Genomic DNA, 21,519 nt, shown 5'->3' on the forward strand with positions numbered 1-21,519 from the left:
TTGCATTCACCAGAGCCTTCTCCACCCGGGCATACCGTCCAAAGACCTGTGTCTCGAACGGGAACTCCTGAAACTGCGGTTTCCGGAGGATCGTCTCCCCGTATCGGGTCTTGAGGGATCGGTCCTTGTAACCGTTTCGATGCGCTTTCCGCGCATCGGTGCGTTCGTACTGGGCGGCTCCTGCCTGCTGGAGAGCTTCCTGGAGCATCACCTGGTTGAGGAACCAGGTGATGAGCGTCTTCATGCCGTTCTCCTGATCGGAAAGATAATCTTCGATTAACGCTAAGGGATCCATGGCCCTGTTTCTCCTTTGTCCAAATCTAGGTTGGATCCAGGGCCAATTCAATTTTACAGAACTTTCGTTACGCTACCCCTCTTCATCTTCCCATTGGTGAGTAGAAGAGTCAGCTGGGGTCAGGGAGTTCGTGGAGAGGATACTAGGGTGGACAGGAAGGCTGCGCTTACCAGCCAAGAGATTCGCGGGTTCCGGCCCTACCATTCGGGTGACGACCCCCGGCAGGTAGACTGGAAGATCACGGCGAAGCGCGGCACCCTGTATGTCCGTGAGCCGACAGGACTCGAGGGCGGTGTGTCCCTCATCTCTGTCGACCTCCCGGCGCGGACGGGCGACCCTGAGATCTTTGCCCGGTTCATGATGGCGATCTCGAGCGCCGTCGAGGGTGCGATCGCCGCCCGCAATGACTGTTCGCTCCTGGTCGTCGCGGGTCCTGAGATCGTCAGGTTCATCTCCCGGATCCAGGATATCCGGGAGGCTCTCGCGGCCTTCAGTGGGCTTCTCCCGTTCGAACCCCGCACCTACCTCTACCGGGCGCCTGGGCCAGCTGCTCTCGCTGCCCGGGTGCGTCATCCCGGCGCAGGGGCAGATCCTTGTGATCGGGAGTATCATGCGAGGCTCCGCGACATCCTCTCGGCGTTTGCGGTGGAGAAACCTATGCCCTTCACGGTGGCAATACGGGGAGCCCTCTCCCAGGCGGGCGCTGCTGAGGTCCGGATCTTCTCACTCCTCCAACCAGGCGATAAAAGTCACCTTATCCAGTTCATCCACGAGGCGAAGGTCCGGGGGATGCGGGTCGTCCTCCAGGCACCCGCCGGCGCCGGGACGATCATGGGGGTCGATGCCGTGGAGGTGTTATGATGGGGTTCGACCGGAGGTTCCTTCTGCTCTGCACCGGCGAGGTCCTCGTCGTTGCCGCGGACAATGTCGTGGCCGCTCTCATCCTCCAGATGGTCATCCTTGCCGTGTTCCTCGGCAACTTGCGGGGTTACCTGACCTTCGCCGTCGGGGTATCCTTATTTGCTGTCCTGCTCGCGATGAGCGGCACGGTATATCTTCCTCTTCTCGTTCTCGCGGCCGCTCTGGGCTGCGGTTATCTCATCCTCGCCTTCCGGGACTATCGGCTGACCCGGTGGGCGGGAGGTGATACATGACCCTGAACAATCTCTACTCGGGAGCCTTCAGCCTGATCATCGCGGCCGTTGGCCTCCTTGCTCTCGCGACCGCGACCGGCCGGGGTGACATCACCACTGCGACTCTCGTCCTAGCTGGGGCAAGCTGCTTCATAACTGGAGTCTTTCTTCTTGCGCTCCACAAGGGTGAGCCCATCAGCCCTGAGATTGCCGCTCTCCTCCCTGCCCAGGGAACGATCGGCATCGCGACGCTCTGTGCGGACCTCGGGGTCCAGGGTGATGCCTGGTTCATCCCGGAGGAGGATGGGACCGTTGTCGAGATCATCCCGGTCACCAGTGCCCCCCCGGTGACGGTCGGGGGCGATTACTCCTACATAACCAGGGAGGATGGGTGTGCCGTCCGGCTTGTCCCGGTATGCACCCCGCTTCTTAGGCACCTGCAGGATAAGTATGCTCTTGAGATCCCTAAGGATGATAACGAGGGTCTTCTTGCGTGTATAGAGGAGGTCTGTGATACCCTCCTGGAGATTTCCGGAAAGACGACGGCGGCCCGGGACGGCGCAAATATCATCGTCACCTTGAACGACTACCACCTCGTTCCCGGTTGCCAGGCGATCCGAGAAGTCTCTCCGAAGTGCTGCACCATGGTTGGCTGCCCGATCTGCAGCCTGCTTGCTGCGATCGCGGCGATTGGAATAGGAACTCCAACGAAGATCGAGCATGTTGCTCTCGACGAGAGGAGAAAGAGCCTCCGGGTTATCCTTCGCCCGGAGAGTGCCGGAGGTCCGGGTCCTGGAGTCTTGGGCTGATCGGGTCCATCCCACGATTAGAGCGCTGCGGATCGGAGCCACAAAAGTCGATTTCTCTGTCTCTCTGCAGGGATCAGTCTTGCGGGATTGTCTACGCTGGGGCCTCTGAACGTGTAGGCTCTTTTTTGCAGTATATCATCGCTTAATCCCTCCATTCCTGCCGATAATCCTATGTCGAACGCAAATTGGATAGGCACCCTGTTTCTGTTGCGTGCGTGTCAATTCAGCGGCTTAAACCGCGCGGAGGCCGGCACACGGGCAGTCTTTGGATCTACGACAGATTCTCCGCGACATTCTGAAAAACAGCAGTTCCACAACGGCTGAAATCGAGCTTCCTCCCTCGATGTGTAGACGCGTGTCACAGAAAACGTTAATAAGAGTATGTCGTAGCCTGCAGTAAGGCGTTCCAGGCCGACCGGGTGGGGTGTGATGAAATGATACAGGCAGAAAATCTCACGAAAGTTTACAACGGCAAGGCGGTCGTCGACGGCCTTGACCTTGAGGTTGATGAAGGCGATATATTCGGATTCCTTGGTCCGAACGGAGCGGGGAAGAGCACGACGATCCTGATGCTCACCGGTATGATCGAGCCCACCAGTGGGCGGTGCCTGGTTGATGGGATCGAAGTCGCGAAAGACCCGCTGAGGGTGAAGGAGATCATCGGTTACCTCCCTGAAGATGTAGGGTTCTACGGGAACATGACAGCCGAGCAGAACCTGGACTATTTCGCCCGGTTCTACGGAATGGATTCAAGGGAGCGGAAAGAGCGAATAGCAGAACTGCTTGAACTCGTCCATCTCGACGGCGTCACCCAGAAGGCCGGAGAGTACTCCCGCGGGATGAAGCAGCGGCTTGGGCTTGCTCAGGCATTGATCAACGACCCTAAAGTGCTCTTCCTTGACGAACCGACGGCAAACCTCGATCCCGAGGGCGTCCGTGAATACCGGAAACTCGTTGAACACCTCGCCGATGAAGGAAAGACGATCTTCGTCTCTTCCCATATACTCTCCGAGGTCAGAGAAGTCTGCCGGACCGTAGGACTGCTCGCAAAAGGGAAACTCGTTGCACAGGGTACGCTGGAGGAGGTTGCCCGGGCGCTCGCGCCATCGGATGGTGATGCCGTCCGGATCATCGTCGAGACCCCCGAGCGCCTGCCGGCGATCGAGGATCCCGGGATTCTCTCCATTGAGAGGAACGGGAGCCGTGCGGTTATCCTGGCGATGGCTGACATCCGGGACAGGCTTGTAGAGAGTCTCTATTCACAGGGCGTGCACATACGGGAGATGCACCTTGAAGAACCCGATATTGAGGACGTCTTCATGGCAGCCTATCGGAGGTAAGTATGGCGCTTGATAGATTGCTCAACGTAGCACGGAAAGAGTTCTCCGACCATATCACCAGTAGGCGGTTCGTCATTATCCTTGTACTGTTTCTCGTTATATCAGCGATCGGGATGCATACCGGCATTGGATATTACAACGACATGCTTGAGTCCTACAACCAGCAGCTTCAGTACATGCAGGAGCTCGAGGTTGATAGCCCATACGTGAATTGGATGCCCGAGAAACCTTCGATCATGCTTATCTTCAACTCTATGATGAGTTACATGACGACGCTTGGTGGGATCCTTGCCATCGCCATCGGGTTTGACCTGGTCTCAAAAGAGAAGGAGACCAGATCGCTAAAGACGCTCCTCTCCCATCCCCTCTACCGGGATGAGATCATCAACGGCAAAGCACTCGGGGGCGTTGGTGCTCTTGGGTTTGCCATGGTTCTTGCGCTTGCTATCTCGCTTGCGATGCTCCTTCTCTTCTCGATCGTCCCGACATTGGAGGAGTTTGCCGCCATACTGATCTTCGGGGCGGTCTCGCTTGGGTTCCTGCTTGCCTACTTCTCCATCGCGCTCATGATGTCGACGGTCGCCCGCGAGAGCGGGAACGCCCTGATCTACACCCTCGTCATCTTCTTTGCCGTCTCCTCGCTTCTACCCCTGCTCGGGACGGTGGCCGCAGATGTGCTCGTCGGCGACCCGCCCGAGCCGCCGGAGGTGGGCCTGATACCGACCATCGTGGGGAGATCGGTCTCAGCTACAGCCGGCGGGGGGTATTTCGTCAGCAGTGCTTCTCAAAGCGTGGTCCAGGTGGGGTCCGAGGATCAGGTGTGGAGAGAGTATGAGGAGGAGTTGCGGAACTACATAGACAAACGGATGTTAATCAGCGATCTTACAACCCTCATTTCCCCCCAGATGAACTACTACACCATCGCGATGGCGGTGACGAACCCACAGATCACGGCGACTATAGATGCGCTCTATAACTCCGGTATGGCACCAGAGGAGACGCCTGGTCTTGCTGAAGCCCTCGGCCGGGTCTGGATGAACATCGCCGCGCTCATCGTCTTCCCGTCGGTCTTCTTCGCCGTGACGTATGTGAAATTTATGAGGATGGATATCAGGTGAGAAGGTGGCCGACAGGAAAATCTTTGTAATCCTCCTCCTTGCCGCCCTGATTGTTTCGGGTGCGGCGGCCGCAACAGGGGGCGGGACAATGCCAACGGAGATCCGGTGCGACTTCCCCGGCGAGATGATCGAAGCCGGTGATTCCGCCGTCTTTGACCTTGAGGTCACGAACCGGGGAGACACCGGGACGTGCCTTCTCAACTACTGGACCTTCCGCGGCACCGACAACTGGAAGATCAGGTTTGAGGACGGTGATCGCGAGGTCTATCGAATGCTGATTCCAGCCGGCGAGACGAAGACCGTTCGACTGGTGGTCGAGACCTCCGGCCATGCCGCGGTTGGGGAGTATCCCATCCGGGTTGGAATCGGCACGGGCACAATATGGCTCTATGTCAAGATCACAAAGACCCACAGCGGCGAGACTGGAACCCTTGAGGCTACTGTGGTGGACAAGGAAGGTAACGTGGTGAAGGGCGCCGAGGTGAGCATCTACGACGGCGACAGACGGGTCGAGGGGATGCTCACGACCGCCGAAGGCAAGGTGAGCATTGGGGTCCCGATGGGCACCTATACCGCCACCGTCACCAAACCAGGATATCGCCCATGGGAGAAGAAGAATGTTGATATCAAGATTGGCCGGACGACTGATCTTGGGATTGTACCGCTCGATAAGGAGAACTTTTTCGCTGAACTCCGGGTGAAATCTCCCTCCAGGGTAGCGACGGTTGGTGCAAATCCTCAGTATGAGATGATCCTGAAGAACACCGGCAAAAACGATGACACCTACACTCTCTCCATCCTCGACCTCCCTGAGCAGTGGTATGCCCGGTTCAAGGAGAGCCGTGATACCCCCGAGGAGATCTCCGAGATCTACATCCCGGCCGGTGAGGAGAAGTCTCTCTATCTCGATCTCATCCCACCCTACTCGGTCGATATTGGGGAGTACAATTTCACAATGGTGATCGGTTCGGCCGCCCGAGAGTATGAGGAGATTCTGACGCTCCGGCTCCGCGGCTCCTACGACATGCGGACCTACACCAAGAGTTACCGCCATGAGATCAACCGCGGTGACACTCTCACATTCGATATGACCGTCTCGAACGTTGGTATCGGGGGAACACTGACAAACATCGATGTCAATATGAGCGTGCCGGATGGATGGCGGGTGACCGTCGACCCGGCATCGGTCGCGAGCCTCGGGCCCGGCGAGCGGGCAACGTTGAAGGTGACGGTGGTCCCGCCGGCTGATATCGTCGCCGGGGAGTACAAGATCATCGCCGTAGTGAAGAGCGATCAGGCTGAACGAGAGGACGAGTACCGGATTGTTGTGAAGGAGCAGTCTTACGTCGCGCTGCTCGGCCTCCTGGTGATGGTCGGAGTTGCCGCGGGGCTCTGGTATATGTTCAGGAAGTACGGGCGGCGGTGAGGTCGAGCCTCCCCCTGCTCTATTTTCGCCCAAATCAAGTCTGTCTCCTCAGGTGTCAGAAATCCCAAGCGAAGGATCAGCCCCGAGTTCACCGGTCCCTTCAAAGGTTATCCCGGCGGTTGAGCGCCTCGATATGATTACAGTCTTTCAGTGCGGTGTTAATGGGCTAATTAGCAGTCGTAATCTTTGATGCATTACTCAATATAGCGTCTCACGCTACCGCAGATGTCTATCCGGGAAACCATTATCCCAATCTTGTGGCATCATTCACCAGCATGACTGCAGTGTGCATTGACACGAACCTCTTTATCGAGCTCTATGAATCTGGCGAGGATCCAATGGAGATCTTCCTTGATATCGGGGCACTTAAAGAGCATCTCGTCTTTCCCGATATCATCATCGATGAGTTCCTCCGCAACCGCTCAAAAGTTCTCGACCGGGTCGCAGATACCATACGAAGATGGGAGACCGAGGAGGTCCGCCTGCCGTCCATCATACGGGGGAACCCGAACGTTGCAGTGCTGCAACGGGCCGGGGAGGAGTACAACCGTGCTGCTGACGCCCTCTACAACGACATCCAGGATATGATTACCGGATTACTCGCTGATCCGGTGGCCCGGGCTTTCACCGAGCTCACCGGTGATCCGGCCGTGCGAATTCTTCGTCGGACGGAAGAACTCGTCAACCGGGCTCACCGTCGAAAACTCCTCGGCAATCCCCCCAAGTCTACCGGAACGGAGACCATCGGCGACGAACTCATCTGGGAGACGCTTCTGGAGAATCTTGGGGAGGACCTGGTCTTTGTCACCCGCGATCGGACATACCAATACCACACCGCCTATCTCGTGCAGGAATACCGGGAGAGGACCAAAAGCAACCTCACAATCACCGATAGGATATCCGATGCCTTGAGGCTCATCGAAAGACCCCCGTCCCAGGCGCTGATCAGGTTCGAAGGCTGGGAAGAGGAGGCCGGGAGGTAGGGCGCCTCAGATTGTCACTCGATGTATGCGAGAACCTTGCGCTTCATCGGGCCTTTGCTCGCAATGGTGCTGTAGGTCCACCGGGCAATCCTGCCGAAGAGGTCCTCCCGGCTCAGTTCCAGAAAGAGGGTGAGGGAGGGATTGAACTTGGACTTGAAGAGGTTCAAGTTCTCGTTGTTCGCCCCGATATTCTCCATCTTCCGGTATCCTTCTTTCTTTGCCTTCTGGAGGAGGAGCCATTGAAGATACTCGTTCCCCGGCAATGCTGTAATCTTTGGGGCTCCCACCCACAGGGTGAAGATCTTGTACTCCTGGGTGGCCTGCAAACCCGTCACGACGTCGTCGCCGTCGTAGAGGTAGTAGAGTCCGAGCTCGTCGGGGTACGCTCGAAAGAGATCCTCGAAGTAGGTCCGGCTGATCATCGGGATGTTCATCTCTGGTTCACTGAACCGCTCTGCGATCCTGGAGTAGAAGACCGAGAGGTCGGTGCTCTTCTCGAGACGGTAGCCGTTCTTCTCTACTTTTCTGAGTTTGGTCCGGAGGTTCGAGGAGAAGCCGTTCCAGATCTCCGCAAGCTGCGGCTCAAGGTCGATGACGTACGAGAAATGGATCCGCGCGTTATACCCCTCCCGGAGAAGAGGCCTGACGTCGATGAATCCCGGCACCTGGGTTATGGCGAGGTAGTTCGGAGCCAGAGCCGCGAGTTCTTCCTTGATGTCTTTCGCAACAATTGCCAGCATCGATTCCTTCTTGCTCTGTTTGGCAGTGTCGTAACGGCGACCCATAACGAACCCGAGATACGGTACTACCGATTGGAGAGGAGGTGGGGAGAGGAGGACGTTGAACCCGTGTATCTGCTTTTCAAAGAGCGGAAAGACGCAGATCAACTCGTTGCCCTTAAAGACCCCGTAGGGGAGAAATCGAAAGCCGGTGTGCTTCTCCGTAATCTTCAGAAAGTCCCATTTGTGGAAGAGGCGGCCTGAAGCGCTCTCATCTACAAAAGTATCCCAGACGTCGCCGTCTTCGATAAGTTCCGTCGTCATGGTCACACTCCCCCCATTCAGCATTTATGTTGATTCTGGGGGAATATTCATGACCTGTCATATATACGTTTCTCCCGAGGACCGATCTCGCCTGGCTATCGTGTTCGCCGAACCGACTCGGGGCAGGTTTGAGGGATCACAATCTTCAAATTGCCCCGGACACCACATAACAAGCGTATCCGTTGCGGACGCAAGGGCCCTGTTTGCGCGCCGCATAGGAGGACAGACCTGGGATGCTTACGGATCGGGAACTGGGGCGCTATCGGCGGCAGATCGCGATCTCACCGGCACCGGCCTCCTCCTCACCGACCGGCTCCTTGTCCGGGATGGATGGGCTGCTGCCATGACGACCTTGGCGGCCGAGCGGCAGGAAGACTGCAGAGCGTGTGGGAGCGTTCGGTGTTGAAACGAGGTAGAAAAGAATGCAGATTCGGGTCAGGACTTTCGCCCGGTTTCGGGAGATCCTCGGGGGCGACCTCGCGATCGATCTCCCCGACGGGGCGACAATGGCGGCGGTTCTCGCCGCGCTCCGGGGCCGTGCCGGAGAAGAAGGCGATGCAGTCTTTGATGAGAGTGGTGGACTCCGGGAATACGTGATACTGATGCACAACGGCAAGCGTGTGCGGCGCACCGAAGCCGCAACGCTCGCGCTCGCCGATGGCGACGAGGTTGCGCTCTTCCCGCCGGTTGCGGGCGGATGACGAAGGTATTAGCATGATCAGCGTAACAAGGGAGAACTTTGACATCAATGCAGTTATCGACCAGATAAGGAGGCCCGATATGGGCGCCCTGGTCACCTTCCTCGGCGTCGTCAGGGATGACGGCGGGATCGAGGAGATGGAACTTGAAGCCTACGAGGAGGTCGCGGTTAAAGAACTTGAGGCGATCCGGGACGAGGCATTTCGGAAATTCCCGATTGGGGCCGTCGAGATCGTCCACCGGATTGGACGGCTCCGGGTCGGCGAGAATATTCTCCTCATCGTCGTTGGCGCCGGCCACCGGAAGGAGGCCTTCGATGCTTGTGAGTATATCCTTGAGCGGATCAAGCAGAGTGTGCCGATCTGGAAGAAGGAGATCAGGAGCGAGGGTGAACGCTGGGTTCCGGGCGAATCAACCGGGGATGACGCATGATTCGGCTGCAATCGTGTCGGAAGGCTTACATCAGGGAGACCCAGCGCACGGTCCCGCCTGAAGAGACGCTCCGGCTTGCGCGGGCGCGACTCCCGGCAGCCGGGATCACCCGGGTTGCCGATATCACGAACCTCGACCGGATTGGAATCCCGGTCTTCTCGAGCATCCGGCCGACCGCCGAGGAGGGGGCGATCTCGGTCTATAACGGTAAAGGCGCCACCCCGGTTGAGGCTGAGGTCTCGGCGATGATGGAGGGGATCGAGCGCTATTCCAGTGAGATCAGGGATCGGGAGACCATCATCGGGCGGTACAGCGAGGTCTCGGCAGAGAGGACGGCGATCAATCCTGAGGACCTGATCCTCCCTCCCCTGGTTCCGGCTGATATGGCAATCCCCTGGGTTGAGGGGTACGATATCGTTCAGGAGGAAGAGGTGCTTGTTCCCGCTCATGCGGTCTTTCATCCCCTCCCGGTGACCTACGGGCGCCTCTTTAGGACCAACACGAACGGGCTTGCTTCAGGAAACACCCTCGAGGAGGCGACCTTCCACGCCCTGATGGAGGTGGTCGAGCGTGATGCCTGGTCACTTGTGGAGGTGACCCGGAACACCGGTCCCCGGATCGAGGGGATCGATAACGGCCTTGCTGCCGATCTGCTTGCGAAATTCGCGGCCGCCGGGGTCGAGGTCACCCTCAAGGACATCACGAGCGATATCGGGATCCCCACGGTGGCCGCAGTGGCCGACGACGTGGTGCTCAAGGATCCGACGCTTCTCACGATCGGGATGGGGTCGCACACGAGCGCCTATATTGCGGTCCTCCGGGCGCTCACGGAGGTTGCGCAGAGCAGACTGACGCAGATTCACGGTGCGAGGGAAGATACCGATAAGGCTGACATCCGTAAAAAGATCGGATACGAGCGGACGAAGCGGCTGAACCGGCACTGGTTCGCTGAGTGCGAGACGATCGAGTTCTCGTCCATGCCCTCGTTTGACAGCGATGACTTCCTCACCGACATCAACCATGTTATAGGCCGCCTGAAGAGTGCGGGGCTCTCCCGGGTGATCGTGGTCGACCTCACCCGACCGGAGATCGGGATTCCGGTCGTCCGGGTGATTGTTCCGGGGCTTGAGATGTATGCGATGGATCAGGACCGGATGGGGCGGAGGTGCCATGAAGCGCGGAGTCGTCGTCTTTCTCGGTCCCAGTTGTGACCTTGCGGCCGCCCGGGAGATCCTCGACGCCGATTACCGCCCTCCGGCAAAACGGGGCGACATAACCCGGGCCGTCGAAGATGGGGCACGGGTCATCGGGCTCATCGACGGCGTCTTCTTCCAGGACTGCGCGGTCGCCCATCGTGAGGTCCTTGCCGCGCTCCGGGCCGGGGTACGGGTCGTCGGCGCCTCCAGTATGGGAGCGCTCCGGGCCGCAGAACTGGACAGTCTTGGAATGGAGGGCGTCGGGGAGATCTACCGGGCCTATCGGGATGGGAGGCTCGTCGCCGACGACGAGGTGGCGCTTCTTTTCGACCCCGAGACGTTTGTGCCGCTCTCGGAGCCGCTCGTGAACATCCGGGCGACAATTCAGCGGGCGCTTGAGTGCGGCGCGATCGGGGCCGATGCAGCCAAGGCGCTCCTTGACGCGGCCCGGGGGCTCTACTTCCCCGACCGGACCTACGATGCGATCGTCGAGGCCGCTGAAGGAAAAGCCTACCCAAAAGATCTCGCTCGATTCCTGGCCTTTGCCGAAGAGCATCCCGTCGACAGGAAACGGGAAGACGCTATTTTAGCGCTCCGATACATCAGAGATATCACCGAAGGCGTTGAACCGGCCGGTTCAACGCTCCCACCCGGAGCGCCGTAGGAATATATCTCTCCCCGGGTTGAGTTCTGTGTGGCGGTGGGGAATTTCTCCCACCGCGGGGGAGAAGAGAGCAGCCGGGACCCGGGGCGACCCTTTCCATCATCTCCGTCGTAACCCCGGTACCCATTGATAGCCGGGAACAGCTCCCTGACTGGACCACACAGGGATGTACTCAAGAAAGATACCCAGGATGCACCGGGTACAGGCAGCACCAGACTCATGGCACCCACGCAGATCTATTCCCGCCTGAAATCGGTATCCTGACCGGGTGCATCCTGCTCCAGCACCACCAGTGGGGAGATAAGCATATCAGGGGGGATTGACCCCCTTTTGAGCGGCTCTCCTGCAACCCATCTCCCTGACCCACACAAAAGGATCCCCCGGGGCGGTACGCCCCGGGGATCTCTTCCTGGGCGCTATCCATTCCATACTTCTGCTGCCCGAAGTCCTGCTTTAACACGCTTTCCCGGTGAACACACCAAGTCAAGAGGGGAGGTTCGCGAAGTCGCTGCGCAGCATCTTCAGGGCGTACTTCTCCCGGTCGATCTCTCTCCTCGTACGGAATCCAGCCGGCGAAAGACCTCAAGCGGCGGGCACCACCCCTGCACGGTATGCTGCAGCAGAAACGGCAGGACCAGACCCGGCAAGATCAGCCATCGCTGGAGCGGATTGAGGCGAAGGTGGATAGGATCGAGAAGGTTCTCGATGGGATCTCCGAGTGAGCGTCAAAAAAAGATTGGGTACAGGTAGGACGTGCAGTAACACACTGCGGGGTAGGACGGACGAGGCGCAGGCAGGTTCCATCGTCGCCTGGCCACGTATTAGTAAGAATTCACCATATAATAATGTTTACCTGTTATAACAAAAATTGGCATTCGTAGCAATAACCCTCTTTCCCGCTACCCTGAACGCTCAAGGGAGAGCAGCCTGGCCAATCCCCCGATACGGTCGCGGCGTGCCTCTTTGTTCGGGTAACGCCTCGCATCGTAGTCCGGGTGGTCCTTCTCATGGGCGCGCCGTCTGGACCTGCAGAGAAATAAAACCGGTGTCTCGCGCAAGATGGGCTGGTGCGGACCTGCCATGCCCTGCTCCAAATGGAAGGTTTTTCTACCCGGCACCCCTTCCTTCAAAGGGTGATGTTATGGCGATTGACTGGTATCGTGAGTTTGTTGACTTAGACCACACTCCTGGGCCGGATGAACTTGTAGCCCTCTACTACTTCGAGCCGGCGGCAGGGATCAGCCGCGAGGAGGCGGTGGGGAGAATCGCCTCCGAGAGTTCGACCGGGACCTGGACCACGCTCTTTACTCTGCCTCCCCGGATGCGGGCTCTCCAGGCGAAGGCGTTTGAGATCGAGGGGAACTACGTAAAGATTGCCTATCCGCTCGCCCTCTGGGAGGAGGGGAATGCCGCCCAGCTCTTAAGCGGGATTGCCGGGAACGTCTTCGGGATGAAAGCGCTTGACAACCTCCGCCTGATCGATGTCTCTCTCCCGGCTGAGTATCTCCGTCACTTCAAGGGGCCGCATTTCGGCATCGAGGGGATCCGGGATATGATGAAGGTCCGTGGACGGCCGCTCACGGGTGCGGTCCCGAAACCGAAGGTGGGGTTCACGGCAGAGGAGCACGCCGAGGTCGGCTACGAGACCTGGATGGGCGGATTCGACTTCGTCAAGGACGATGAGAACCTGACGTCCCTCTCGTTCAACCGGTTCGAGGACCGTGTCCGGGCGATGGCGAAGATGCGCGATCGGGCCGAGCAGGAGACCGGCGAGAGAAAGTCCGCGTTCATCAACATCACGGCCGATACGGAGACGATGAAGAAACGGGCCGAGATGCTTGCCGATTACGGCTGGAACTACGCGATGATCGACGTCGTGGTCGCCGGGACGGCGGCTGTTGCGACCCTGCGGGACTACTGTTCCGATCTCGGGCTTGCCATCCATGCCCACCGGGCGATGCACGCAGCCTTCGATCGGACCGAGAAGCATGGGATCACGATGCAGTTCCTGGCGAAGGTGATGCGCCTTATCGGTGTCTCGCAGATCCACACCGGAACCGCTGTCGGGAAACTGGTCGGCACCCGGGCGGAGGCCACGCTGCTCGCGGACATTCTCCGGGAGAAGCACATAAACGCCGTCGACCACATGGCCCTTGAGCAGGACTGGGGCAAGATCAAGAATGCCTTCCCCGTCTCGTCGGGCGGTCTCCACCCTGGGCTTGTGCCCGACGTGCTCGACATCTACGGCACAGAACTCGTCCTCCTTGTCAGCGGCGGCATCCATGGCCACCCGAAGGGCACCCGGGCGGGCGCCGAGGCGGTCATGCAGGCGATCGAGGCCTGGAAGGATGGGGAGACGCTCGAGGAGAAGGCGAAGAAGGCTCCCGCACTTGCGGAGGCGCTGGAGAAGTGGGGGTATTATAAGCCGAAGTGAAGGGGATTCGAATACTATCTCGATTGAACGACTGTAAACTGTAAATATCTAGCGTACGAGCCTGAAGTTGCGAGTAAGCCACGATGGACTGGGTGACTGAAGCGGGGAAAAAGCCCCGTGCAGTGGACTGTGGTGGCAATCGTATTTTGGGGAGGGGCTGACGGGGAGGGGGGAGTATCCCCCTCCCCTGTCCCCACCCCCCTCTTGGCGATACCCCATGGAAAGCCGGGCCCGGAATCTCGGAAGGACGAATTCTAACTCACTCACAATTTTTATGGAAAACAGTCCTGATTTTCCAGGGCAGCCTTGACACAACTGCGTAGCCTCCACCCGATTTCCCTAGGTATCACCACGAATTGCCCCCGCTGCAGGGGCGGGGATGATCAAGTGCCGCATGAAATTTTCAAGTAGTCTGACCACCAGGTGGTGATTCCACTACGAAGGGACACATTTTTGAATCCCCTCACGCCCTCACCGGCCGGTGCCGTTCAGTGCTCCCTTCCAGAGCCGCCGTCTCCCCGGCGTGTATCTTCTCAGCCAGCCTCTCAAGCCCTTCGCGGAATTCGTCGATGTAGCCCTGCATCGAGAGGCTGCCTTCAGGAAACGGGCAGTCGATGTCGTAGAGCCGCTCGATCATGGGATCAGATGGGAGGAGGTCGACGGCGATCCCGGTCTCCTCCATGGCCTCGACCATGGCCTTCCGGAACGGCCCGATGCAGTAGGCAAGCCTGTGGCGATAGGTCTCGCGGGTCTTCTCAAGGTAGCCTTTGAGCCGGTAAACCTCGATCCGGTGGAAGTCCCGCCGGATCCGCTCGTCCGTGGTCTTGCCGAGCATGTAATGGTAGTTCTGGTAAGGATACATGCACTCGAGCTCCGCAGGGACGGTTCCGCAGGTGCCGAAGATGACGATATGGTAGTCCTCCGGGGCAAGGACGCCATCGATGATCCGCCGGAAGAGTTTGTGGCTCGGGCTCTGGCTGTAGGGTTTCCGCACGGCGCAGGGGAGAAAGAGGCCGATCTCCCTTGGTGTCACCTGGTAGTCGTCGATGATGAACCGATACGCATCCTCGAACTCTTTACGGTAGAACGGCGGGTCGTATATCTCGATCAGATTCCCATGCCTGTCCTGCACAACCTCGACGACACGGTGGCTCCCCGTCGCACCCGGCCTCATCCGATCCTTCTGCATAAAAACGATCCCTTTCTTGTATATACAGATTGGACCGGGAAAACCAAAAAGAGTGGCCCTGCAATGGGTTTGACGGTACGTCCTCCAGCTCAGCCGCGTCTCGGGCTTGGCTAATTATGCTTATTTAAATTTTATGATCCGCAAACGGCTATGAGGTCAGACGACAAACTGATCTGCATAAGTCAATGAAGAAGATCATCATCAAGGGAGCCCGGGAGCACAACCTCAACAATATTAGTGTCGAACTCCCGCGCGACCGGCTCATCGTCCTCACCGGTGTATCCGGATCGGGGAAATCCACGCTTGCCTTCGATACCATCTATGCCGAAGGGCAGCGACGTTACGTGGAGTCGCTTTCCGCCTACGCGCGGCAGTTTCTCGGGCTGATGCAGAAGCCGGACGTCGATAGCATCGACGGCCTCTCGCCTGCAATCTCCATCGAGCAGAAGACGACCTCCAAGAACCCCCGGAGTACCGTCGGCACCGTCACCGAGATCTACGATTACCTGCGGCTCCTCTTCGCCCGGATAGGGACGCCGTTCTGCCCGGAGCATCATATCCCTATCGAGGCCCAGTCACCGGAGAAGATCGCCGACCGCATAGCCTCCACGATGGCCGGGACGGTCACAATCCTCGCCCCGATCGTCCGACAGAAGAAGGGTACTTACCAGCAGCTCTTCAAGGACCTCGACCGCGAGGGCTACACCCGCGTCCGGGTCAACGGCGAGATCCACCGGACCGACGAGGAGATCACCCTTGAACGCTACCGTAAGCACGACATCGATCTGGTCATCGATCGTCTCTCTCTTGACGAGCGGTCAAGACTCGTCGAGGCGATCGAGAACGCCCTTGCGAAGTCCGAAGGACTCGTCATCGCTCTCGACGAGGACGGCAACGAAGAGATCTTCTCGGCGCTCATGGCCTGCCCGATCTGCGGGATTGCGTTCGAGGAACTTCAGCCCCGGATGTTCTCCTTCAACAGCCCATTCGGCGCCTGTGAGGAGTGCAACGGGCTCGGGATCAAGATGGAGTTCGATCCCGACCTGATCATCCCGGACAAGAGCAAGTCCATCGCCGAAGGCGCCGTCGCGCTCTACCGGAACTTCCTTGACGGTTACCGGAATCAGTACCTCAGCGCCGTCGCAAAACACTTTGGGTTCTCGGTCTTAACACCGATCAAAGACCTCACCGAGGAGCAGTACCAGGTGCTGATGTTCGGCTCACCCGAGCACCTCCGCCTCTCGATGAGGATGAAGAACGGGGACACATGGTCGCGTTCCGGGACTTGGGAAGGGCTCGCCCCGCAGGCTGAGCGGCTCTACAACCAGACCAAGTCAGAATACCGGCGTCACGAACTCGAGAAGTTCATGCGGGTCCTCCCCTGTCCGAAGTGCGGGGGCAAAAGACTCAAAGATAAAGTCCTCGCCGTGAAGGTCGCCGGGAAGTCCATCGTCGATGTAACCGACCTCTCGGTCACGAAAGCGCTCTCGTTCTTCCGGACGCTGGACCTCACCGAGAGCGAGCGCGAGATTGCACGACAGATCCTAAAAGAGATCATCGCCCGGCTTGAGTTCCTGGAGCAGGTCGGTGTCGGCTACCTGACACTCTCGCGGAGCGCCGGGAGCCTCTCCGGCGGGGAAGCCCAGAGAATACGCCTTGCGACACAGATTGGGTCGAACCTGACCGGGGTCCTCTACGTTCTCGACGAGCCCTCCATCGGGCTGCACCAGCGTGACAACAGGAAACTTCTCGAGACCCTGCAGCACCTCCGCGACCTCGGCAACACTCTTGTCGTGGTGGAGCACGACGAGGAGACGATCCGGAGCGCCGACTGGGTCGTGGATATGGGACCCGGGGCCGGGCTCCACGGCGGCAACGTCGTCGCGGAAGGGCCGCCGGAGGCTATCGCGGCAAACCCGGCCTCGCTCACGGGTCGCTACCTCTCCGGCGACCTCAAGATCGAGGTCCCCAAGACCCGCCGGCGGAGCGACCGGTTTATCCGTCTTGAGGGCTGTCGGGCGAACAACCTCAAGAATATCGATGTGAATATCCCCATCGGCGTCCTGACGGTCGTCACCGGGGTCTCGGGTTCGGGGAAGTCCACGCTCATCTACGAGACGCTTTACCGGGCGCTGATGCAGAGGCTCTATAAGTCGCGGGAGCCACCGGGAGAGCACGAGAGCCTCACGCTCGACGACGAGATCGATAAGGTGATCGTCATCGATCAGAGCCCCATCGGGCGGACGCCGCGCTCAAACCCGGCGACCTATACCAAGGTCTTTGATGAGATCCGGAAGGTCTTTGCGGAGACCAAGGAGGCGAAGGTCCGTGGATACAATCCCGGCCGGTTCTCGTTCAACGTCAAAGGCGGACGGTGCGAGGCCTGCCAGGGCGAGGGGCTCATCAAGATCGAGATGAACTTCCTCCCCGATGTCTACGTCGAGTGCGAGGAGTGCAAAGGGACTCGCTACAACCGCGAGACCCTCGAGGTGAAATACTGGGGCAAATCCATCGCCGATGTCCTCGATATGAGCGTCGAGGAGGCGATTGAACTCTTTGAGAACGTTCCCTCGATCAGGAGCAAACTCGAGACGCTCTCAAGGGTGGGGCTTGGCTACATCAAACTCGGCCAGAGTTCCACCACCCTCTCGGGCGGCGAGGCCCAGCGGATCAAACTGACCCGGGAACTCTCAAAACGGGCCACAGGGAAGACGATCTACCTCCTCGACGAACCGACGACCGGGCTGCACTTCCAAGACGTGAAGAATCTGATCAGCGTCCTCGATGATCTGGTGGCCCGCGGGAACACGATGGTTGTGATCGAGCACAACCTGGATGTCATCAAGTCCGCCGATTACATCATCGACCTCGGCCCCGAAGGCGGGGACGCCGGCGGCGAGATTGTCGCTACGGGAACCCCGGAGGAGGTCGCTCTGGTCGAGAGGAGCCACACGGGTGCGTTCTTAAAGGAAATCTTAAAATCACCATGATCGAGACCCAGACCCTTCCAACCGAGCCCGGCTGCTACCTTTTTTTTGATAGCACAGGGACCATCATCTACGTCGGGAAGGCAAAGAATCTCCGGCGCCGCGTGTCGAGTTACTTCTCCCGAAACGACCTCGACCCAAAGACCAAAAGGCTCGTCGCCGCGATCGCCGGGATCGACTTCATCGTCACCGATACCGAGGTCGAGGCGTTCATCCTCGAGAACACCCTGATCAAGAAGCACCAGCCGAAGTACAACATCGACCTCAAGGACTCGAAGAGTTACGCCTACATTCACGTCACCGACGAGCCCTACCCGCGAGTCCATGTTGCCCGGGGGACTGACGGGAACGGCCGGTATTACGGGCCGTTCGTCTCCGCCCGAGAGCGTGACGACCTCCTCAGGCTGCTAAAATCGCTCTTTGGGCTCCGGTCGTGCCGCCGCCTCCCCCGGCGTCCGTGTCTCCGGGCGCATATCGGCTCGTGCAGCGCCCCCTGTACAGGAAGGATCAGCGAGGAGGACTACCGTGAGCGGGTGAGAAGGGCCGAAGCGGTCCTCAAAGGAGATATCACCGGGCTCATCCGTACGCTCCGGGAGGAGATGGCAGCACATGCAGAGCGGCAGGAGTACGAGCGGGCGATGGAACTCCGTGACCAGATTGCGGCCCTCGAGAGCCTGCGCGAACGCCAGCACGTCGACCGGCAGAAGACCTACAATGAGGATATCGTCAACTATATCGTGAGCGAGGGAACGGTCTATCTGATGCTCTTCAACGTCGACCGGGGAACGCTCTCGGGGAAGCGCGAGTATACCTTCGATGAGACGGAAGGGTTTCTTGAGGAGTTCCTCGCCCGCTACTACGCCGACCACGAGCCGCCGGAAGAGGTGATCCTGCCCGTTCCGGTCGACGATGCGGTCGCCAGTTACCTCTCGCACCTTCGGGGCGGCAAAGTCAGGGTGATCGTGCCGCAGCGGGGCGAGAAGAAGAATCTGCTCGACCTGGTTCGAAAGAATGTCGAGATTGCGTTCTTCGGCGACCGGATCAAACTGGACGAGCTCAAACGCCGACTGCACCTCCCGGAACTCCCGGTCGCGATCGAGTGCTTCGATATCTCCCATCTCTCCGGGACGGCGATGGTGGGTTCGATGGTCCGGTTCCTCTGGGGGAAGCCTGATAAGAAGAATTACCGACGGTTCCGGATACGGACGATCGAGGGCATCGACGACTTTGCGGCGATTGCCGAGGTGGTCCGCCGGCGGTATACGCGCCTCCGGAAGGAGGGGGGCGAACTTCCCGACCTGATCCTCATCGACGGCGGGAAAGGGCAGCTTGCGGCGGCAACTGCGGTGCTCAAGGACCTCGGGATCAAGGTCCCGATCGCGGCCATCGCGAAGCGCGAGGAGGAGATCTTCGTGCCAGGCTTCTCCCATCCCCTGCCGCTTGAGCGGCACGAGAGGGCGTCGCTCTTCCTCCAGGAGATCCGCGATGAGGCGCACCGGTTTGCGATCACGTATCATAGGAACCTGCGAAAGAAGACGATAGCACCATGACGACGGCGTTTCACCTGAAAGCAGATTTTAAGCCAACCGGTTCGCAACCCGAAGCGATCCGACAACTCGCCGACGGAATCAATCGCGGCGAGCAGTACCAGACTCTTCTCGGGGTCACGGGGTCGGGGAAGACCTTCACGATAGCAAATGTCATCGAGGAGGTCCAGATGCCCACCCTTGTCATCGCCCACAACAAGACCCTCGCGGCCCAGCTCTACAACGAGTTTAAGTCGTTCTTCCCCGAGAACCGGGTGGAGTACTTTGTCTCCTACTACGATTACTACCAGCCAGAGTCCTACATCCCGAAGCGCGACCTTTACATCGAGAAAGATGCCCAGATCAACCCCAAGATCGAGCAGATGCGCCTCGCGACCACCGCATCGGTCCTTTCTCGCCCCGACACCATCGTTGTCGCCTCGGTCTCCTGTATCTACGGTCTCGGGAACCCCGCGAACTTCCAGGGGATGGGGTTTGAGGTGAAGGTCAGCGATCGGATGCGGCGGGACGATATCATCAGGAGACTCATCGATATCCAGTTCGAGCGAAATGATCTTGAACTCATGCCGGGCCGGTTCCGCGTAAAGGGCGATACCATCGATATCATCCCCGGTTACTTCAACAACATCATCCGTATCGAGCTCTTCGGAGACGAGATCGACCGTATCAGCGAGATCGATAAGACCTCGGGAGAGCGGCTGGAGACGATGGACTACTTCTTCGTCTACCCGGCCAGGCACTTCGTCGTTCCAGACGAAGTAAAAGAGCGGGCAATCGCCTCTATCGAGCAGGAGCTCGAGGAATGGCTCCCGAATCTCGGCATGCTCGAGGCGCATCGCCTTCGGCAGCGGACCCTCTACGACATCGATATGATCCGCGAGACCGGGACCTGCAAGGGTATCGAGAACTACTCGCGCCACTTCGACGGGAGAGCGGCCGGCGCGAAACCCTACTGCCTGCTGGACTACTTCCCGAAGGATTTCTTGATGGTTATCGACGAGAGCCACCAGACCCTGCCCCAGATCCGCGGGATGTACCGCGGCGATTACTCGCGGAAGAAGACTCTCGTGGAGTATGGGTTCCGTCTTCCCTCGGCGTTCGACAACCGGCCGCTGAAGTTCGATGAGTTCTCGGAGTATATGCGAAACGTCATCTTCGTCTCGGCGACCCCGGGGGACTACGAACTGAAGCGTTCGAGCGTCGCCGAGCAGATCATCCGGCCGACGGGGCTCGTGGATCCATCGGTTGAGGTCCGGCCGATCGAGGGGCAGATCCCGGACGTGGTAGCGGAGATCCGCACCACCATCGAACGCGGCGACCGTGTACTCCTGACGACCCTCACAAAACGGCTCGCCGAGGAACTCACGGAGTACCTGGCCGACCAGGGAATCAAGACCCGCTACCTTCACTCCGAGATCGACACACTCGAACGGACCGAGATCATCCGCCAGCTCCGCCTCGGGAAGTTCGACGTCCTTGTCGGGATCAACCTCCTGCGGGAAGGCCTCGATATCCCTGAAGTCGGGTTCGTCGGGATCCTCGACGCCGACAAGGAGGGTTTCCTCCGCGACGCAAGAAGCCTGATCCAGACCATCGGGCGGGCCGCCCGGAACGCGAACGCGAAGGTCGTGCTCTACGCCGACACCATGACCGACTCGATCAAGAAGGCGATGGCCGAGACCGAGCGGCGGCGCACAATGCAGCTTGCGTACAACGCCCGCCACGGCATCACGCCGCAGACGATCAGAAAGCCGATCCGCGAAAAAGAGGTCGATATCACCGATGTCAAGCACGTCCCGAAGTCCGAGATCCCAAACCTGATCATCGAGCTCGAGGCCGAGATGCGGGAGGCGGCGGAACGCCTGGAGTTCGAGCGGGCGATTGCACTTCGCGATACGATCAGGAGGCTGCAGGAAGGGAAGCGGCAGTAGGGGAACCGGGGTTGAGAGGAGAGGGCTCTAAATTGCCGTTGAATGTGGGTCTAAGAGGGTCCGCAACGGGAAATGTGGGAACTTTCCTTGTTTTAGGCGAGGGTGCGTTGAGGCGATAATAAAAACCGGTACAGTGGACCGTGGGGGTATCGCCATTGGGGGGTGGGGACAGGGGAGATCGGCGGATCCCGGGTCGCGTCACACCAACCTATATCTGTACAATAAGCACACGGGAGATCATGACGCCAGAGAGGAACCCCGGGCGAGCGATCATCATCCTGCTAAGATTCGAG

At 59.1% G+C, this 21,519-nt stretch carries 18 protein-coding genes; 15 read left to right on the forward strand and 3 right to left on the reverse strand.

What is annotated here, in order from left to right:
• On the reverse strand, nt 1–295 hold a 295-nt coding region (locus tag MCUTH_RS10840; protein WP_201784948.1), incomplete at its 3' end, for a transposase.
• A gap of 147 nt (nt 296–442) precedes the next feature.
• On the opposite strand from MCUTH_RS10840, the gene MCUTH_RS10845 reads away from it, so the two are divergent.
• The 7 genes from MCUTH_RS10845 to MCUTH_RS10875 all read left to right on the forward strand — a co-directional run bounded on the left by MCUTH_RS10845 (nt 443) and on the right by MCUTH_RS10875 (nt 7,104).
• Nucleotides 443–1,156: a DUF58 domain-containing protein gene (locus MCUTH_RS10845; protein ID WP_066958809.1), complete on the forward strand. Its 714-nt coding sequence runs from the start codon at nt 443–445 to the stop codon at nt 1,154–1,156.
• Entirely contained in the window at nt 1,153–1,449 is a 297-nt protein-coding gene (locus MCUTH_RS10850) for a hypothetical protein (RefSeq protein ID WP_224732807.1), read from the forward strand. Before MCUTH_RS10845 ends, MCUTH_RS10850 begins: the two co-directional genes overlap by 4 nt.
• Nucleotides 1,446–2,237 carry a hypothetical protein gene (locus MCUTH_RS10855; protein WP_066958811.1) on the forward strand — a complete coding sequence of 264 codons (792 nt, stop codon included), beginning with the start codon at nt 1,446–1,448 and terminating at the stop codon, nt 2,235–2,237. The genes MCUTH_RS10850 and MCUTH_RS10855 overlap by 4 nt, the downstream gene beginning before the upstream one ends.
• Before the next feature lie 434 nt (nt 2,238–2,671).
• Nucleotides 2,672–3,577, forward strand: coding sequence for an ABC transporter ATP-binding protein (locus MCUTH_RS10860; RefSeq protein ID WP_066958812.1), 906 nt, complete (start codon nt 2,672–2,674; stop codon nt 3,575–3,577).
• Between the two features lie 2 nt (nt 3,578–3,579).
• On the forward strand, nt 3,580–4,695 hold the full coding sequence (locus MCUTH_RS10865; protein WP_066958813.1) for an ABC transporter permease: 1,116 nt from the start codon (nt 3,580–3,582) through the stop codon (nt 4,693–4,695).
• A 4-nt stretch (nt 4,696–4,699) separates the two neighbouring features.
• Complete coding sequence (locus MCUTH_RS10870) at nt 4,700–6,121, forward strand: COG1470 family protein (RefSeq protein ID WP_066958814.1); 1,422 nt, start codon at nt 4,700–4,702, stop codon at nt 6,119–6,121.
• Nucleotides 6,122–6,396: 275 nt separating this feature from the next.
• Nucleotides 6,397–7,104 carry a PIN domain-containing protein gene (locus tag MCUTH_RS10875; RefSeq protein ID WP_066958825.1) on the forward strand — a complete coding sequence of 236 codons (708 nt, stop codon included), beginning with the start codon at nt 6,397–6,399 and terminating at the stop codon, nt 7,102–7,104.
• Nucleotides 7,105–7,118: 14 nt separating this feature from the next.
• On the opposite strand, the gene MCUTH_RS10880 is transcribed toward MCUTH_RS10875, so the two are convergent.
• Nucleotides 7,119–8,147, reverse strand: coding sequence for a GNAT family N-acetyltransferase (locus tag MCUTH_RS10880; RefSeq protein ID WP_066958815.1), 1,029 nt, complete (start codon nt 8,145–8,147; stop codon nt 7,119–7,121).
• A 422-nt stretch (nt 8,148–8,569) separates the two neighbouring features.
• On the opposite strand from MCUTH_RS10880, the gene MCUTH_RS10885 reads away from it, so the two are divergent.
• From MCUTH_RS10885 to rbcL, 5 genes are all read left to right on the forward strand, one after another.
• A complete protein-coding gene (locus MCUTH_RS10885) occupies nt 8,570–8,848 on the forward strand; it encodes a ubiquitin-like small modifier protein 1 (protein ID WP_066958816.1) in 279 nt (92 codons plus the stop codon).
• A 13-nt stretch (nt 8,849–8,861) separates the two neighbouring features.
• Nucleotides 8,862–9,278 (forward strand): molybdenum cofactor biosynthesis protein MoaE, encoded by a 417-nt coding sequence (locus MCUTH_RS10890; RefSeq protein WP_066958817.1) that lies wholly within the window; start codon nt 8,862–8,864, stop codon nt 9,276–9,278.
• On the forward strand, nt 9,275–10,489 hold the full coding sequence (locus tag MCUTH_RS10895; RefSeq protein ID WP_066958818.1) for a YcaO-related McrA-glycine thioamidation protein: 1,215 nt from the start codon (nt 9,275–9,277) through the stop codon (nt 10,487–10,489). Before MCUTH_RS10890 ends, MCUTH_RS10895 begins: the two co-directional genes overlap by 4 nt.
• Nucleotides 10,449–11,138 (forward strand): TfuA-related McrA-glycine thioamidation protein, encoded by a 690-nt coding sequence (locus MCUTH_RS10900; RefSeq protein WP_066958819.1) that lies wholly within the window; start codon nt 10,449–10,451, stop codon nt 11,136–11,138. Before MCUTH_RS10895 ends, MCUTH_RS10900 begins: the two co-directional genes overlap by 41 nt.
• Before the next feature lie 1,141 nt (nt 11,139–12,279).
• Nucleotides 12,280–13,572, forward strand: coding sequence for a type III ribulose-bisphosphate carboxylase (rbcL, locus tag MCUTH_RS10905; protein WP_066958820.1), 1,293 nt, complete (start codon nt 12,280–12,282; stop codon nt 13,570–13,572).
• 463 nt (nt 13,573–14,035) lie between these two features.
• Here rbcL and MCUTH_RS10910 read toward each other — a convergent pair whose 3' ends face one another.
• Entirely contained in the window at nt 14,036–14,761 is a 726-nt protein-coding gene (locus MCUTH_RS10910; protein ID WP_066958821.1) for a DUF5591 domain-containing protein, read from the reverse strand.
• Between the two features lie 185 nt (nt 14,762–14,946).
• Here MCUTH_RS10910 and uvrA point away from each other — a divergent pair, with 185 nt between their 5' ends.
• From uvrA to uvrB, 3 genes are read left to right on the forward strand one after another with little or no spacing between them, the layout of a single operon-like run.
• The gene (gene uvrA, locus MCUTH_RS10915; RefSeq protein WP_066958822.1) at nt 14,947–17,751 is read left to right on the forward strand and encodes an excinuclease ABC subunit UvrA; all 2,805 of its coding nucleotides are present in this window, start codon (nt 14,947–14,949) and stop codon (nt 17,749–17,751) included.
• The gene (gene uvrC, locus MCUTH_RS10920) at nt 17,748–19,298 is read left to right on the forward strand and encodes an excinuclease ABC subunit UvrC (protein WP_066958823.1); all 1,551 of its coding nucleotides are present in this window, start codon (nt 17,748–17,750) and stop codon (nt 19,296–19,298) included. The genes uvrA and uvrC overlap by 4 nt, the downstream gene beginning before the upstream one ends.
• Nucleotides 19,295–21,226, forward strand: a complete 1,932-nt coding sequence (gene uvrB, locus MCUTH_RS10925; RefSeq protein WP_066958824.1) for an excinuclease ABC subunit UvrB — start codon at nt 19,295–19,297, stop codon at nt 21,224–21,226. The genes uvrC and uvrB overlap by 4 nt, the downstream gene beginning before the upstream one ends.
• Nucleotides 21,227–21,519: the final 293 nt, after the last annotated feature.

The sequence above is a fragment of the Methanoculleus thermophilus genome, assembly GCF_001571405.1.
GTDB lineage: Archaea > Halobacteriota > Methanomicrobia > Methanomicrobiales > Methanoculleaceae > Methanoculleus > Methanoculleus thermophilus.